Below are 14,349 nucleotides of genomic sequence, written 5' to 3' on the forward strand. Positions count from 1 at the left end.
TTCAAATATTAAGTACTACGATTTCTACGAAATATTTAACTTTCGGAATTAAAAAGAATCGTAGCTTGCGAAGTCAACTTCTCAATCATGTATATTAATACAGTTAGTCATTATTTACCAAGCGAAGTTATTGGTAATGAATATTTTACAAATATTAACAATCTGTCCCATGAGTGGATTGTAGAACGCACAGGAATTTCAGAAAGACGTAAGGCTTCTCCGGAAGAAAATACTTCCACCATGGCGATGAAAGCAGTTGAGGCCTTACTTGAAAACATCCCTTACAGCAAAAATGAAATTGACCTCATTATCGGTGCTACTTATACGCCTTATGACACCATTGTTACGTTAGCGCATGCAGTCCAGCACCAGCTTCAAATTCCGGATATTCCGGTTGTCAGCATCTCATCTGCCTGTTCTTCATTACTGAACGCTATTGAGATTGTGGAAGGCTATTTTGCTTTGGGCAAGGCTTCCAAAGCAGTAGTTGTGGTATCGGATCACAACACGGCTTATTATAACGAAATGGACACAGTTTCAGGCCATTTGTGGGGAGATGGCGCTTCGGCACTATTAATCTCAAAAGAACGCCAGACGGATTCTGATATGGAGATCAAAAACCTCATTACCGGGGGCGCGGCAACAAGTGGAAAAGCCATTGAAGCAGTTGTTTTACGGCCAAATGACCGCGGTGTGATCATGCCTTACGGTCGGGATGTGTTCCAGAATGCCTGCCAGTATATGCCCAAAGTGAGCCAGCAGGTTTTACAGGCTTGCGGACTGACCATTGATGATCTGGATTATCTGATCCCGCATCAGGCCAACCACCGCATTAGCCTTAATGTCATCAACACACTGGGAATTCCGGTCGAAAAACTGATCTCCAACATTCAATATTTAGGAAACACGGGCTGCGCCGGTTGTGCGATCGCATTGTCGGAAAATAAAGACAAGTTTAAAAAAGGCGACAACATTGTGATTACCGTTTTCGGTGGTGGTTACTCTTACGGAGCCATGCTGATCACGATCTGATATTTTAATTTATCAACACAAAAAAGCCCGTATCGATGAGATGCGGGCTTTTTTCATATCTGTTAAAACAGCTTAGTTCACTTCCGGTTCCGAAAACATCGCCGGTTTCCAAACATTGTTTTCAGGATTGACGTCCGGCAAATTGTGTTCAGGGTCAATGGTAACTGAGCGGATGGGCTGCTGCGTAGCCACCTTGAACGTCCAGCTTCCGCCGCGCTGCCAAATTTCCACTGGCAATTCAACACGCGTCTTTTTGCCGCTTACTTCTTCAATGTCAATTTTAGCCGGCATTGCCCATTGATCCAGGTTTTCAATGGTGATAAAAGAACCTTTTTGCGGGTTTTGCTCCACATAAGTTACGCCCTTAACACCTTGATCCAGCTTGTAATTTTCAAAAAACCAGCCTTTCCAGAACCAGCCAAGATCTTCACCGGCAGCATCTTCCATTGTACGGAAGAAATCGTAAGGTGTTGGATGCTTGAATGCCCAGCGCTGCACATACAAATGGAATGCATAGTCAAAACGCTCTTTGCCTAAAACCTGCTCGCGCAGCATTTTTAAACCTAATGCTGGCTTATAATAAGCTTCCCAGCCCAAGTTGACCGCCTGCACCACATCGGGAATAGTCATGATCGGATCGGCCTTTGGACGGAAGATAATAGGCGCAAGACGCTGCATATCATTCATTTGAGCGCTTTTATACTCCCCGTTATTGAAATTATCTGTGGATAGGAAGTTAATGAATGTGTTAAATCCTTCGTCCATCCATGCATATTTACGCTCGTTGTTACCCACGATCATTGGGAACCAGTTGTGTCCGAACTCGTGATCGGTTACGCCCCAGAGATCATCTTTCCGGCTTTTGCTGCTGCAAAATACGATTCCGGGATATTCCATTCCACCCACAATCCCGCCAACATTCGTCGCAACCGGGTAAGTGTATTCATGCACGTAACCGGAATAAAATTCGATACAGCCTTTTACGTATTCTGTCGAGCGGCCCCAGCCGTCCAATCCGCCGTCCTCAGCGGGATAAACCGACTGTGCGAGAGCAGTTTTACCTTTTGGTAAATTCATTTTTGCTGCATCCCAAACAAATGCTTTAGAAGTTGCCCAGGCAATGTCACGCGCCTGCAAGCAACGGAAACGCCATGTAAGCGTGCCCGATTGTTTCGGTCTCGTTGAAGGATTTGTAACCTCCTCCGCGCTGCGGATCATAACAGTCTGATCGCTTTTTGCAGCATCGGCCAATCTTTTTCTTTGTTCTGCCGTAAGAACGTCCGCAGGGTTCAGCAATTCACCCGAGCCAACTACAATGTGGTCCCAGGGAACGGTTACATTGTATTCAAAATCACCATATTCCAGGTAAAACTCGCCTGCGCCCAGGTAAGGAAGCAAGTTCCAGCCTTCTATGTCGTCAAACACGGCCACACGTGGATACCATTGCGCCATTTCATATACGATGCCGTTTTTGGTTTCCAATGTTCCCATCCGGTCCGAGCCGTATTCAGGGATTTTAAAAGAATAGGCAATTTTAATTTTAATGATATCACCATTGGGCTTCACAGGGGTAGCCAGCCTGATCTGCATGCGGGTGTCTGTGATTTTATAATTCGCCTCAATAAACCCGCCTTTTCCCTGCTGAACAGTAACCGTTTTGATCGAATCTCCTCCGCTAAAACCCGTGTTACCAAACCGTCCGCCTGTCACCGGCGTGGTCTTTCCGCCTCTCGATTGATCATTAAATGCATTTTGATCCAGTTGAAGCCAGATAAAATCAAGCGATTCTGGGCTATTGTTTTTATAGGTAAGTTCAACATCGCCACTCACGATTCCTTTTTCCTCTTCCAGGGCAACATTGATTTTATAATCTGCGCGATTTTGCCAATATTTTGGACCGGGGGCCCCTCCGCCCGTACGATATTCGTTCCCTGGCTGAAAATTAAATAATGGGTGAAAAAGCACATGTGAGTCGTATTTCACCTTCTCCTGCTCTTGTGCGTGGGCGTTAAAAAATCCAAGACCTGCCATAAAGAACAAGCCCAGACGAAATATTGAAATTTTCATTCTTAATGATTATATATTGAAAACATGTGATTGTAAACGAGCAATATACGGCTTTTCGCCTTTTTTAATATAAAAAGTTTCATTTTTGCTAACCGGTAGTTACTTTAAAATATTTCCGGTTACATCCCTAAATAAACCATGCGCCAGCGTCTCTCCACAGCAGATTATACAGCCGGAATAATGGCTGGCGACCGGATTATGCTGAGCCAGGCTATTACCGTGACCGAAAGCAGATTACACGCTGATAAGGAACTTGCGGCAGCCATTCTCAAAGAAATTCTCCCGCATTCAGGCAACGCATTGCGCATTGGGATAACGGGCGTTCCAGGTGTTGGCAAAAGCACATTTATAGAGTCTTTCGGGACCTATTTAACGTCCTTAGGAAAGCGTGTGGCTGTTCTGGCCGTTGATCCGAGCAGCCAGAAATCCCGGGGCAGCATTCTGGGTGACAAAACGCGGATGGAAAAGCTAGCGCACAACCCTATGGCCTACATTCGTCCTTCGGCGACGGGCTTGTTTCTGGGAGGAATTGCCAAAAGCACCCGGGAGATTATGTTGCTCTGCGAGGCGGCCGGCTACGACATTATTCTGATTGAAACCGTGGGAGTCGGGCAGTCTGAAACCTTGGTTAAAGGCATTACGGACTTTTTTCTGCTGCTCATGCTGGCAGGCGCGGGCGACGAGTTGCAGGGAATTAAGAAAGGAATCATGGAAATGGCGGATGCCATCGCAATCAATAAGGCTGATGGAGACAATGTTCCGACTGCTGCGATAGCCGTGTCAACTTATCAGAATGCTTTGCATTTGTTTCCGCAATCTGACTCAGGCTTTGCTACGGAAGTGCTTACCTGTTCTGCATTGGAGGAAAATGGCATGGAGGAAATCTGGAAACTGATCCAGGCGTTTGAGAAAACAACAAAGGAAAACGGATTTTTCGATCAAAACAGGCAAAACCAAAACCTGAACTGGATGCATGACCGGATCAGGCAGTCACTGGAAGACAGGTTTTATGAACATCCCGATATTAAGAACAAGTTGAAGTCGCTGGAAAAATTGGTTCAGGACGGAGCCGAGCTTCCGGATGCTGCGGCCCGGGAACTGCTGGACATTTTCATAAAAAACAATGCCTAATTCATTCTTAAATGCCTATTCATCACGTTAAATCATAAAAACTTTCTGCAAAAGCATTTTTGAAGTATGTTTGGACGTTAATCTTGACGATACGAAACTAAATCAACCTTTACTCCCTGATTATGAAGATCTACACCGCATTAAAAAAAATCACGCTCCTAACATTTCTATTGACGGCATTTGTTGTGACAGCATGCAAAGACGATGACAAAGAACCCGCTCCGGTAGAGGATACGAATCCAATCGTTGGCAGATGGCAATTGACTGCGGTAACGCCTGAAACTCCGGGAACCACGATTCCAGCTTTGAGCTTCATTCAAACTGTTGCGCCGTGTATCTTAGAGCTAAAACTAACGTTTAATCCAAATAACACGCTTACAACAGCTGATTGCCCTTCTGCGGTTACTGCGATTGATCCTTTTGTTCCAGTTGGAACCGATGCGAAATGGAAAGTGGATGGAGACAAGCTAACATTAAGCAGAGGCTCAACCAACCAGGAATTTAAAATCATGCAAACGGACACCAATCTAACAGTTGTTGTTAACACGCAGACAGATGCAACCAAGCCGCCTGTTAATGCATTACTGGTTTTCAAAAAACTCTGATAAATTTTCAATCTTAGAGGGGAGCTTCGGTTATTCAATCGAAGCTCTTTTTGTTATCCGCTCGTGTGGTCGCATACAACCACCCATTTGCCCTTGATTTTCTTCCAAAGCAATGTGTAATGTCCTTCCAAATCCCCCTTTTCAGGCCGTGTCAGATGGAATTTCCCTACAAGAAATGCTACGCTATCGCCTGGGAATGTGAGATTTAGGTAAGTGAATTTCAATGTTCCCATCGTCGCACGATCGGGATAACGTTTCAGATAACCTTCGTGTGTTGCTTTGTAGCCATAAGTAATGCCGCCCTTTCCAACAAACATCAGCGAATCCGATTCCCAGTAACCATTCATAAATGAATCAATGTCACCGCGGTTCCAATCGGCCATTTGCCTGTCCATCGTTCCGTAAATGGTTTCTTTGTCTTTCAAAGACTGCGCCTTTGCAAAAAGCGAAATCAGGATCAGGATGAGCGTGAAGAGCCGGTTTCTCATAATTTTTGCGGATTTTTGTAAATCGTTTCCTGATTTTAAATATACACGAAAGAAATAAGGGAAGCGGTACTCATTTTGTTCTATTCTTCGCCTGACCTGTGAACAAGCCTTCCTATTTATTTATTTTAAATCCCAATTCCGGCACTTCGATTGGTAAGCATGTTGGTGAGGTGCAAAAAACAATTGAATTATTTGCGCAAAAAAACGGGGCGGAAGCACAGATCCTTTTTACAGAGGAAAGAGCGCACGCAACAACATTGGTCAAAGAGAATCTTGGATTGCAGCCCTGGAAGGCCATTGTAGCAGTTGGCGGCGACGGAACGGTGAATGAAATTGCGCAGCCGCTTGTGGACACAGATCAGCCTATCGGCATCATTCCGCTTGGCTCCGGCAATGGGCTGGCTCGTCACCTCGGCATTCCGCTTACATTGGAAGCTTCATTAAAAAGGCTTTTTGAAGGAAAAATAATCACTATCGACAGCGCCCAAATCAATGATATCCCGTTCTTTTGCACGGCAGGAATGGGCTTTGATGCTTATGTAGGGCATTTGTTCAGTCAGCAAAACCAGCGGGGACTGGCTACTTACATTAATGTTTCGTTTCAGTCTTATTGGCGTTATAAACCGCAAAGATTTAAATTGAATGGTGTGGAAACCAATGCTTTTTCATTGTCATTTGCCAATGCGGGCCAGTTTGGGAATAATGCCTGGGTTGCGCCTCAGGCCAGTTTGCAGGATGGTTTGCTGGATCTTTGCGTTATTAAGCCGTTTCCAAAGTGGTATGGCACATCGTTGGCATATCAACTCTTTACCAAGCAAATGAAGGCTTCGCGCTACATTGATTACCAGCATATGACCGAAGCCGTGATCGAGACGCAAGCGCCGCCAATGATACATTACGATGGCGAGCCTTTTCAGCTGGATACAACGAGGATAGAAGTTAAAATTAAACCGCAGAGCCTGCGAGTAATTGTCTGATGTCAAAAAAGAACCGCACAGGAGTCATTTATTCCACAAACCCTGACTTCGAATACAACGATTCCGGAGCCGACGAACCGGATACATTGCCGCCCGCGCAGCAGGACCTCAGGATTTGGCTGGACCGCAAAGGAGGAGGAAAAGTGATTACCATTATAAAAGGATTTATCGGAACCAATGCGGATATGGAAGCATTGGGCAAACAATTGAAAGCCCTTTGCGGAAGCGGCGGAACCGTGAAAGATCAGGAGGTCCAAATCCAGGGCGATCACCGCGATAAGGTGATAAACTGGCTGGTTGGAAAAGGCTATAAAGCAAAAAAAGCGGGAGGCTAACCTCCCGCTTTTCGTTTAAAGAACCTTGTTTGTATCAATATCGGTCGGTGCCGGCAGATTTGATGGTGGTGGCTGTGGCAACTGGTTGGAACGCACATTTTCCAGCACTTCCACATTTGTCACGAAATATTTTGTATCCCCATTCCAGGGCAGCGTAAAGAATTTCTCTTCATAAGTCAGGGAAACCCGCTGCCCGTTCTTGATCGCTTCTTCAAGCTTGGCTATTGCATCTTTGTTTTTTGCGCTTACCGAAAACACCCATTCCGAGGAATTCATGGTGCCGTCGCCTTCGTAAAGGCCGCCCATTCTCAGCTCGCCTTCATATGTTTTGAACAAATAACCTTTGTTGCTCAATTTAGTAATAAAACCTCCGCGTTTTCCTTCGCTGTAATAACCGAAGGTGAGGTAATAAAGGATTCCGAAAATAATGGCCAGAAATATGGCAAATATGACCCATTTACGCATAACAGTAATTTTTCTGAGTTTATTGATATCAGCGAACTTCGCAAAACGGATTGATTATTCCTAGTTATTATTTTGCCCGGATTGCAATAACTGGGTCCATGCGCGCGGCAAGCATGGCAGGCACAATTCCCGATAACACGCCAATGATGCTCGAAACCCCCAGCCCAAGTATAATATTTCCCGGCGTCAATAAAATTTGCAGGGAGCCCATGGGCATGAACGACAAAAGAAACACCAAAAATATACCCACCAACCCGCCAACCAGGCTAAGCATCACGGCCTCAAACAGAAATTGGAACAGGATTGAATAATTTTTCGCGCCCAGTGACTTTTGAATGCCGATCAGGTTGGTTCTTTCCTTCACGGATACAAACATAATGTTGGCGATGCCAAACCCTCCTACCAATATTGAAAAGCTGCCTATAACCCACCCGGCAATGGTAAGCACGGCAAAAAGTTGTCCGATCGCTTCTGCCGCTGCTTCGGGACGGTTGAGAGAAAAATTACTTCCATCGCGCGGCTTAATGCCTCTTTTTGTGCGCATTAAGCCCGTAATTTCGGCTTCCACTTCTTTCATTCCTTCGTCTTCGGGAAAACCTTTGACAACAATGTCGGCACTGCGACGGCCCGATTGAAAAAGCTTGGAGAATGAGGCAAATGGGATAACACAATTCTTATCCGGGCTTCCGCCAAAATCTACGAGACTTTCTCCTTTCCTGACCTGAACACCTACGATTGTGAACTTATTTCCCGCCAGTTTGAACACTTTCCCAACCGCATCTTGCCCCGGAAACAGCGCTGATGCGATATCTGCACCCACAATGGCCACATTACGCGCGTTATTGGTTTCAAGCGGAATAAAATAGCGCCCGTCCTGAATGGGAATATCTGAAATCTGATTGTACTCATAAGAAACGCCCTGAATCTGCGCCACGATGCTGTTGGAGCCGTTTTTTAATGTGGTACTTCCCCTAAAATCCATCACGGCCACAGCGCTGGCGCTTTCCAGATTTTCGTAAAGGAATTTGTATTCTGCATAAGTGGGCTCCGGCCATTGAAAATATTTCCACCACTGGTATTCCCCTCCAAAGCCCCAGGGCCACTTTTGAACATAGATAACCTTATCCCCGATGAAGCTCATGCTGTCTTTAATGCTTCGTTCGAGGGAATCGACAATAGTAAAAACGGCAACAATCGCAAAAATGCCGACTGTTACGCCCAGTAATGATAAAATTGTCCTGGTAATGTTGGATTTGAGCGCCTGCCACGCGAAACGGAAACTTTCTAAAACCTGCCGTAAAAATTTCATAGCGCCTTCCGATATAATGTTTCTTTCAAAATCCTTTCAAACCAAAAGTTAAGTTTAAAGTATCAGGCTTTGAAATAAATTGTTATAAAAGGTAAGATAAAGTGATTGATTTAATAAATTACAAACTGAATTATAACACTCCTATAATGACATTACGCTACAAACTGGCATTTACAATCTGTATTTTACCGGGATTTCTGGCTGCTCAAAAGCCCGTTCAGGAATCGACGGGATTTTATCAGTTCCTATCCGATGATCCCAATCAAAAGCCATTTTTCAATGACCGTCCGGGCGTAATTGCTCAAAACGGCATGGTTGCATCAGCTCATCCCGAAGCTTCCAAAGTGGGCGTTGAAATATTGAAAGCAGGCGGAAATGCTGTGGATGCTGCTGTTGCAGTGCAGTTTGCTTTGGCAGTGGTTCATCCTTCGGCAGGAAACCTCGGCGGGGGCGGATTTTTAGTGTTGCGAGATAAATCCGGCAAGAGTTACAGCATTGATTTTCGCGAGAAAGCGCCTGCAAAGGGTCATGCAGACATGTATCTGGATCAAGCAGGTAATGTAATCCCTAATTCCAGCATTCTCGGCCGGCTTGCCTCAGGCGTTCCGGGCTCGGTTGCAGGCATGGCAGAAGCACATGCAAAACATGGAAAACTGCCCTGGAAACAGCTTCTTCAACCTGCTATTGATCTTGCAGAAAAGGGCGTTGTGCAAACGGAAAGGGAGGCGCGCGGACTGAATGCAGTTAAAAAAGATTTGTTACAACTGAATCCAGGCACAAAATATTTCATCAATTCAAACGGGAAAGATTGGGTCGCCGGTGACTTGCTGGTTCAGAAAGATCTGGGCAAAGTTTTAAAACGCATTCAGAAAACGGGCCATGATGGTTTTTATAAAGGCAAGACAGCGAGGCGTTTAGTAAAAGATATTAATAAAAACAATGAAGGGATCATCAGCAAAAAAGACCTGGCTGACTACAAAGCGCAATGGCGCGAAACAATCACCGAAAACTACAAGGAGTACAAGGTTATTACCATGGCACCTCCATCCAGTGGCGGCGTAGCATTATTGCAGCTCATGCGACTGACTGAACAACATCCATTGCGTAAATGGGGATGGCACAGCGATTCGACCATTCAGGTAATGATAGAAGCCGAACGCCGGGTTTACGCCGATCGCGCCAAATTTCTCGGCGATCCGGATTTTGTTAAGGTGCCTGTGGAAACATTGATCAGCAAAGATTATCTGACCAAACGATGGAGCGATTTTAGCTGGGATAAAGCAACTGACAGTAAAGATATTAGCGGCGGAGCTTTCCCCGGCTATGAGAGTTTGGAAACTACCCATTTTTCCATTGTTGACAAAGAAGGCAATGCTGTTTCACTCACAACGACGCTTAATGGCGGCTACGGAAGCCGCGTAGTGATCAAAGGCGGCGGTTTTTTTATGAATAATGAAATGGACGATTTCAGTGTAAAAGCGGGTGCGCCCAATATGTACGGACTGATCGGCAACAAAGCCAATGCCATTGCGCCGGGCAAACGGATGCTCTCATCCATGACGCCAACCATTATCGAAAAAGACGGAAAGCTGCTGATGGTGGTCGGAACGCCGGGTGGATCAACCATTATCACATCTGTGTACCAAACGGTCCTGAATGTGCTGGAACACGGAATGACCATGCAACAATCGGTAAACGCATTAAAATTTCATCACCAATGGCTTCCTGACAAAACAACTTTTGAGGCAAATGCTTTCTCCGAAGCAGCCATCAAAAAGTTACAGAATAAAGGTTATATTCTTGAACAGCAACGCAATACAATCGGTCGAATGGACTGCATACTCGTGCTCCCTGACGGCTCGCTTGAAGGCGGGTCCGATCCGAGAGGTGACGATACCAGTATCGGGTACTAATATTTTAACACTTTCGAGCGTTACTATTAGGCATTGCTTTATCTGACATGAGAAAACTCACATTCCTACTGCTATTTATATCTGTTGCATGTTTATCCAACTGTAAAAAAGATTCAAAAGATCCTGGGCCCGACCCGGATACAGAACTGCCATACACGCCGATCCAGTTTTTGAGATCATTCGATGTCCCTGGCTCCGAAAAGATCACATTCGATTCTGTTACCAAAAATTATCAGATCAGCCTGCCGGAATCGTATTTGAGTAATTCCGCCGAATTGAAAATGTCCCTGAACAAGAATGTGGTGCTGATAGACAGTCTCGGCAAAGCCACAACGGACAGCACGATCACATATAATTTTAAGGGAAATCAGCCATTAACATTCACATTGCGTGATAAAGAGGATAAGTTTGCCGGTTTGTTTACAGTATATTTTGAGATTGCAGGCCAGCCCAAGGTGGAGCTGCTAACCAAGGTAATCACAATCAACACAAATGGTTTTAAGTCGCCATTTAAGTTCGTATCGGGTGTAGGAACAATTCCTTCCCGTCCCGGGCAGACGCCGCCGGTCATTAAGGCGACGAATGCAAAAACTGGTTTCTCGACCCAAACTACTTACTACCAAAATCAGGAAAACATCACATTTGAAAACATTGATAAGCTGGTAGGCGCTGATCCTATCAAAATTGAAATTCTTTTTGCAGATAAAGATCCGATTGTTTTTGAAGGACTAACATTTACCCGCGGAGAGCCGTTTTCAAGAATCCCGGATTCCAAATTTGTGTATTCGACCAAAGATTCTGTTTTCATAAGCGGTGGTTATTTTATTTCCACTTCAAAATACACCGTCAAATTTACCAGCGATTTTGTAACGGCGCCCGCAACGGCTTCGCTGAGATTTCTCAGTCCGACCAGTTTGAATCTTGAAAAGTTTCCTGCCAATATTGCCGAAGGATCCTATCTGCTAACCTTTCATGAAGGAGAAAAACGAATTGGCGAAGGTTCGATCTACGTTTCCAATGTTGCGTCAAAATCCATTGAATCCGTTTGGAAAGGCGAATTAACGCAGGCCCTAATCAGAAATACCGAGCCATTGACCTTCAAAAAAGGCGATGCTTTTTATGCGAAACCTTCTCCTGTTGAATATGGCTCTTCCAACACCAATTTTGATGTAAATAAGCTGCCGGCCTTGCGTCTTAAAAGTGGCGCAACAACCGTTGACCTGAAACCGGCCTTAGCTGTGGTGAACTGGGCAACGGCTGGCGTAAGCTATCCGGTCGGGAAGTATGTTGTGCCTGCAAGCCTGGCGGCAGGACAATACGAGGTGATGGCTGTGTTTCCTGATAAAACCGTTTCGAAACCTTATTGGGCGAAAATGCGCGTTAATTAATCCTCTCAAGCATTTCTAAATTCTTGTCAGTTCCTGAATGATTTGTTCAAATTCAGGAAACTGCATTTGTAATGCTTCCCTATCGGCCATTTCAAAATCCGCAAAATCGAATCCAGGCGCGACCGTGCAGCCTACTAATGCATACGTGCTCCCCTGCGCGGGACGCGACGCAAACCACGCTCCTGCCGGAACCACCGCCTGAAACGTTTCTCCATTCTCAGGATCGTTACCCAGCTTGATTATCTGCATTTCCCTATGCTCTGCATCGATTACGAAAATTTCCAGCGCTTCTCCGGCGTAGAAATGCCACATTTCGTCAGACTTAATCCTGTGAAATGCAGAAAAATTATGCGTTTCTAATAAAAAATATATTCCAGTCGAAAACGACCTGTCTCCGCTAAATCTTGCTGGTAACACTTGTTGAGGCACATTTTCGCTCGCCCGGTAGGTTTCCGCATAGTAGCCGCCCTCGGGATGCGCGCTTAATGCGTATTTTTCTATCCAGTAACTGGCTGGTTTCAGATTTTCCATAGTAAGAACAAGATAGCACGCCGTTTAATAATTGACACTCCCGGATACGCTTTTTTAGCCAGAAAAATATTCAGCATTGAGTATGCAATTCTATATTTGATTATATTTGCTCAATATAAATCATATTTGATCAAAAATAATCAATGGTAAATGAACGAGTGAAAATCGTAGCAGACGAGGTGCTATCAAATAATTGGTATACATTAAAAAAATACACATTCGATTACCAAGGCGCCGACGGCCGATGGGAAAGGCAGTCGCGGGAGGCTTACGACCGCGGAAATGGCGCTGTGATATTGCTTTATAACCGCGAGAAACAAACTGTTATACTAACCAGGCAATTCCGCATTCCTACCTATGTGAACGGGAACGAAACAGGCATGCTGATAGAAGCTTGTGCGGGACTTTTGGATCGCGATAACCCGGAAGATTGCATCAGAAGGGAGACGGAGGAAGAAACCGGCTATATGATCAATGCCGTCGAGAAGATATTTGAAGCCTATATGTCGCCCGGTTCTGTTACAGAAATTCTATACTTTTTCGTTGCCGAATATAGAGATGAAATGAAAGTAAGTGAAGGCGGTGGCAGTGAGCAGGAGCAGGAAAATATTGAAGTGATGGAGTTACAATTCAACGAAGCGCTTCGCATGGTAAATTCAGGTGAAATCAAAGATGCCAAAACCATTATGCTGCTTCAATATGCACACCTCAATCATTTGCTTACAAAAAATGGCCAAAAAGAACCTTACCAGCTCTCTTCGGCCATTTAATTACATGCAAATGCAAATTATGATATTGGATCGGGCGTCGGGGTCGTTTCGGCAGTTGTTGTCCCTGCGGCCCCTTTACCGCCTACGAATTTTTCGTAAAGGTCTTTAAAAAAGTTTTCGGCATCAGGAAAACTGCTTTTAAGCGTGTCAGCACCTTTGTTTTTCAGCTCATCAAAATATTCAGGAGCCTTATCGATCGCACCCTCCGCTTCGGCCTTCAGATTGTTGGCTTTGGTTTTCAGGTCTTCCAAAAGCTTTTCGCCTTCTTCGCTTTGAAGATATTTATGCGCTGCCACTCCGGCGGCGGCTCCAAGAATAAATGTGGCAAGGTGTTTTGCGTTAATGCTCATGATTTCCAGTTACTTAGTTTGAGATTAAATTTAAAGAAACTTATGTTTTGATACAAAAGGAATGCTTTAAGTTACTAAACTATTTGCTAGAAAAAACTATGCCGATCTGCTTGCTTAAAAACTTATTTGATTTCAAAAGCCGCCTGCATCCGGTAACTGATCTTGATTTTTTGATAGGAAATATCACTTTCAGCAACAGCGTCCGCAGACTCTGCCTGGGCCATTGTTCTCATATTCGCCTTAGCAAACATTGGTTGCGGGAAATAAAGGTTTTCATCCAATTCCTTAATCTCTAAAACCTTCCCAAGCTTTTGGTCCAGTGAAGCCACCAGGTAATCCGCTTTCACCTTCGCTGCCTTCAAAGCATCAATCTTCACCTGCTTCTTGAACTCCTCTCTTTTTGAATGGTCGACACGCGCTACATTGGCATACTGAACGCCACGGCTTTCCACTTTTGAAAGAATGCCGTCCAGTTTATCAGGGCTGCTCACTTTCAGCTCATATTGTTTGCTTTCAAGAAATGTGGCAGGCTTTTTCTTTTTGTCTGTATATTCCTGATAACCTCCCAAGCCGCTGACGGACAATGCTTCTTTTGGCAAACCGGCATCCGTTAATGCTTTGACTAACTGCTTTTCAAGGGTGCTGATGACCACCTTGTTCTTTTGATTTTTCTCGTCTTCAAAATATTCCCTTAGCGAAACATTGAAATAAATTTCATCGGGAACGACCTCCATTTCTGCAAAACCAGCAACTTCAATGCGGGGAGAAGGAATTTGCTGCTCGTATTTGACTTGTGAAAAAGCAGGGAACAAAGCGCAAGCGGCAAGTAATGAACTCAAAATAATTTTTTTCATGGCCTTCAAAAAATGATTGTTAATGTAAATACAGATGCGGGCAGCGATCAGAACGTTGTAATGGGCTCAAAGTAATTGCTGCCAACATGGTTTAGATATTAGCACCGACCAAAGGTTTAAAACAAAAAATGGAG

General features: G+C 44.7%; 15 protein-coding genes. 8 read left to right on the forward strand and 7 right to left on the reverse strand.

What is annotated here, in order from left to right; genetic code table 11:
* The first annotated feature begins 87 nt into the window (after positions 1-87).
* On the forward strand, positions 88-1,032 hold the full coding sequence (locus tag NFI81_RS18935; protein ID WP_234616341.1) for a 3-oxoacyl-ACP synthase III family protein: 945 nt from the start codon (positions 88-90) through the stop codon (positions 1,030-1,032).
* A gap of 72 nt (positions 1,033-1,104) precedes the next feature.
* Here the strand turns inward: NFI81_RS18935 and NFI81_RS18940 are convergent, their stop codons facing one another.
* Positions 1,105-3,099 (reverse strand): M1 family metallopeptidase, encoded by a 1,995-nt coding sequence (locus NFI81_RS18940; protein ID WP_234616340.1) that lies wholly within the window; start codon positions 3,097-3,099, stop codon positions 1,105-1,107.
* Between the two features lie 138 nt (positions 3,100-3,237).
* Between NFI81_RS18940 and meaB the strand changes: the two genes are divergently transcribed.
* Positions 3,238-4,230, forward strand: a complete 993-nt coding sequence (gene meaB / locus NFI81_RS18945) for a methylmalonyl Co-A mutase-associated GTPase MeaB (RefSeq protein WP_234616339.1) — start codon at positions 3,238-3,240, stop codon at positions 4,228-4,230.
* A 122-nt stretch (positions 4,231-4,352) separates the two neighbouring features.
* A complete protein-coding gene (locus tag NFI81_RS18950; RefSeq protein ID WP_234616338.1) occupies positions 4,353-4,835 on the forward strand; it encodes a lipocalin-like domain-containing protein in 483 nt (160 codons plus the stop codon).
* 53 nt (positions 4,836-4,888) lie between these two features.
* On the opposite strand, the gene NFI81_RS18955 is transcribed toward NFI81_RS18950, so the two are convergent.
* Positions 4,889-5,323, reverse strand: a complete 435-nt coding sequence (locus NFI81_RS18955; protein WP_234616337.1) for a YybH family protein — start codon at positions 5,321-5,323, stop codon at positions 4,889-4,891.
* A 98-nt stretch (positions 5,324-5,421) separates the two neighbouring features.
* Between NFI81_RS18955 and NFI81_RS18960 the strand changes: the two genes are divergently transcribed.
* Positions 5,422-6,300: a diacylglycerol/lipid kinase family protein gene (locus NFI81_RS18960; protein WP_234616336.1), complete on the forward strand. Its 879-nt coding sequence runs from the start codon at positions 5,422-5,424 to the stop codon at positions 6,298-6,300.
* Positions 6,300-6,635: a translation initiation factor gene (locus NFI81_RS18965; protein ID WP_234616335.1), complete on the forward strand. Its 336-nt coding sequence runs from the start codon at positions 6,300-6,302 to the stop codon at positions 6,633-6,635. The genes NFI81_RS18960 and NFI81_RS18965 overlap by 1 nt, the downstream gene beginning before the upstream one ends.
* Positions 6,636-6,650: 15 nt before the next feature.
* On the opposite strand, the gene NFI81_RS18970 is transcribed toward NFI81_RS18965, so the two are convergent.
* Both NFI81_RS18970 and NFI81_RS18975 read right to left on the reverse strand, forming a co-directional pair.
* Positions 6,651-7,100: a DUF8785 domain-containing protein gene (locus NFI81_RS18970; protein ID WP_082217555.1), complete on the reverse strand. Its 450-nt coding sequence runs from the start codon at positions 7,098-7,100 to the stop codon at positions 6,651-6,653.
* Positions 7,101-7,167: 67 nt separating this feature from the next.
* On the reverse strand, positions 7,168-8,409 hold the full coding sequence (locus NFI81_RS18975; protein ID WP_234616334.1) for an ABC transporter permease: 1,242 nt from the start codon (positions 8,407-8,409) through the stop codon (positions 7,168-7,170).
* Between the two features lie 146 nt (positions 8,410-8,555).
* Between NFI81_RS18975 and ggt the strand changes: the two genes are divergently transcribed.
* Together ggt and NFI81_RS18985 are read left to right on the forward strand one after the other, a co-directional pair.
* Positions 8,556-10,322, forward strand: coding sequence for a gamma-glutamyltransferase (gene ggt, locus NFI81_RS18980; RefSeq protein WP_234616333.1), 1,767 nt, complete (start codon positions 8,556-8,558; stop codon positions 10,320-10,322).
* Positions 10,323-10,369: 47 nt separating this feature from the next.
* Positions 10,370-11,710, forward strand: coding sequence for a hypothetical protein (locus tag NFI81_RS18985; RefSeq protein ID WP_234616332.1), 1,341 nt, complete (start codon positions 10,370-10,372; stop codon positions 11,708-11,710).
* A gap of 15 nt (positions 11,711-11,725) precedes the next feature.
* On the opposite strand, the gene NFI81_RS18990 is transcribed toward NFI81_RS18985, so the two are convergent.
* Positions 11,726-12,241, reverse strand: a complete 516-nt coding sequence (locus tag NFI81_RS18990; RefSeq protein ID WP_374759503.1) for a cupin domain-containing protein — start codon at positions 12,239-12,241, stop codon at positions 11,726-11,728.
* Positions 12,242-12,384: 143 nt separating this feature from the next.
* Between NFI81_RS18990 and nudK the strand changes: the two genes are divergently transcribed.
* The gene (nudK, locus tag NFI81_RS18995; protein WP_234616331.1) at positions 12,385-13,011 is read left to right on the forward strand and encodes a GDP-mannose pyrophosphatase NudK; all 627 of its coding nucleotides are present in this window, start codon (positions 12,385-12,387) and stop codon (positions 13,009-13,011) included.
* Positions 13,012-13,028: 17 nt separating this feature from the next.
* Here the strand turns inward: nudK and NFI81_RS19000 are convergent, their stop codons facing one another.
* The gene (locus NFI81_RS19000) at positions 13,029-13,361 is read right to left on the reverse strand and encodes a YtxH domain-containing protein (RefSeq protein WP_234616330.1); all 333 of its coding nucleotides are present in this window, start codon (positions 13,359-13,361) and stop codon (positions 13,029-13,031) included.
* Between the two features lie 122 nt (positions 13,362-13,483).
* Complete coding sequence (locus NFI81_RS19005; protein ID WP_234616329.1) at positions 13,484-14,215, reverse strand: SIMPL domain-containing protein; 732 nt, start codon at positions 14,213-14,215, stop codon at positions 13,484-13,486.
* Positions 14,216-14,349: the final 134 nt, after the last annotated feature.

Source organism: Dyadobacter fanqingshengii, from assembly GCF_023822005.2.
Taxonomy (GTDB): Bacteria; Bacteroidota; Bacteroidia; order Cytophagales; family Spirosomataceae; genus Dyadobacter; species Dyadobacter fanqingshengii.

Excerpts from the sequence above, each read along its gene's own strand:
- NFI81_RS18935 (WP_234616341.1), top strand. The coding sequence starts at position 88 with ATGTATATTAATACAGTTAGTCATTATTTACCAAGCGAAGTTATTGGT.
- NFI81_RS18940 (WP_234616340.1), bottom strand. The coding sequence starts at position 3,099 with ATGAAAATTTCAATATTTCGTCTGGGCTTGTTCTTTATGGCAGGTCTT.
- meaB (WP_234616339.1), top strand. The coding sequence starts at position 3,238 with ATGCGCCAGCGTCTCTCCACAGCAGATTATACAGCCGGAATAATGGCT.
- NFI81_RS18950 (WP_234616338.1), top strand. The coding sequence starts at position 4,353 with ATGAAGATCTACACCGCATTAAAAAAAATCACGCTCCTAACATTTCTA.
- NFI81_RS18955 (WP_234616337.1), bottom strand. The coding sequence starts at position 5,323 with ATGAGAAACCGGCTCTTCACGCTCATCCTGATCCTGATTTCGCTTTTT.
- NFI81_RS18965 (WP_234616335.1), top strand. The coding sequence starts at position 6,300 with ATGTCAAAAAAGAACCGCACAGGAGTCATTTATTCCACAAACCCTGAC.
- NFI81_RS18970 (WP_082217555.1), bottom strand. The coding sequence starts at position 7,100 with ATGCGTAAATGGGTCATATTTGCCATATTTCTGGCCATTATTTTCGGA.
- NFI81_RS18975 (WP_234616334.1), bottom strand. The coding sequence starts at position 8,409 with ATGAAATTTTTACGGCAGGTTTTAGAAAGTTTCCGTTTCGCGTGGCAG.
- ggt (WP_234616333.1), top strand. The coding sequence starts at position 8,556 with ATGACATTACGCTACAAACTGGCATTTACAATCTGTATTTTACCGGGA.
- NFI81_RS18985 (WP_234616332.1), top strand. The coding sequence starts at position 10,370 with ATGAGAAAACTCACATTCCTACTGCTATTTATATCTGTTGCATGTTTA.
- NFI81_RS18990 (WP_374759503.1), bottom strand. The coding sequence starts at position 12,241 with ATGGAAAATCTGAAACCAGCCAGTTACTGGATAGAAAAATACGCATTA.
- nudK (WP_234616331.1), top strand. The coding sequence starts at position 12,385 with ATGGTAAATGAACGAGTGAAAATCGTAGCAGACGAGGTGCTATCAAAT.
- NFI81_RS19000 (WP_234616330.1), bottom strand. The coding sequence starts at position 13,361 with ATGAGCATTAACGCAAAACACCTTGCCACATTTATTCTTGGAGCCGCC.
- NFI81_RS19005 (WP_234616329.1), bottom strand. The coding sequence starts at position 14,215 with ATGAAAAAAATTATTTTGAGTTCATTACTTGCCGCTTGCGCTTTGTTC.